This is a genomic window from Sivoneniella epilithica UHCC 1019 (assembly GCF_040830845.1).
Classification (GTDB): Bacteria; Cyanobacteriota; Cyanobacteriia; order Leptolyngbyales; family Leptolyngbyaceae; genus ULC077BIN1.
Genome location: NZ_JBFPDP010000128.1, coordinates 1 through 552 on the forward strand (window position 1 = coordinate 1; position 552 = coordinate 552).

General features: G+C 49.6%; 1 pseudogene. It reads left to right on the forward strand.

From position 1 onward, the window contains the following. Positions 1 to 552, forward strand: a pseudogene (locus AB3R30_RS26955) (IS630 family transposase); the annotation flags it as partial.

Consider the following 552-nt stretch of genomic DNA (forward strand, 5'->3'; position numbering starts at 1 on the left):
CCCATTATCAGCGGGGAAATAGACATAAAATCACGGACTGGCAACGGTTTAGAGAGTTTGCTCAAGCTCATGGGGGTAAGACGCAAGGGCAGATGGCGACGTTATGGGGCGAGGGGGTGACGCAGCAGAACATCAGTCATGCGTTGCAAAAACTGGGTTTGAGTCGAAAAAAAAGACTTACGGCTACCGAGAGCGGGATGAGCAGAAGCGTCAAGCCTTTCAAGAGCAGTTGAAGACAAGATCAACCACTAGGCTAGTCTACGTGGATGAAGCAGGGATTGATAACCGAGAGGATTATCCCTATGGCTACTGCGAGGATGGGCAACGCTTTGAGGCACTCAAGTCGGGCAAACGCAGCGAGCGAGTCAGTTGGATTGCAGCCCTATGCCAGGGAAACCTGATTGCGCCTTTGACCTTTGAAGGGTCTTGCAACCGAGACTTGTTTGAGATGTGGTTAGAGCAATGTTTATTACCTCTATTGCAACCTGGTGACGCGATTGTCATAGATAACGCCAGTTTTCACCGCTCTCAATACATCAATGAAATTGTGGC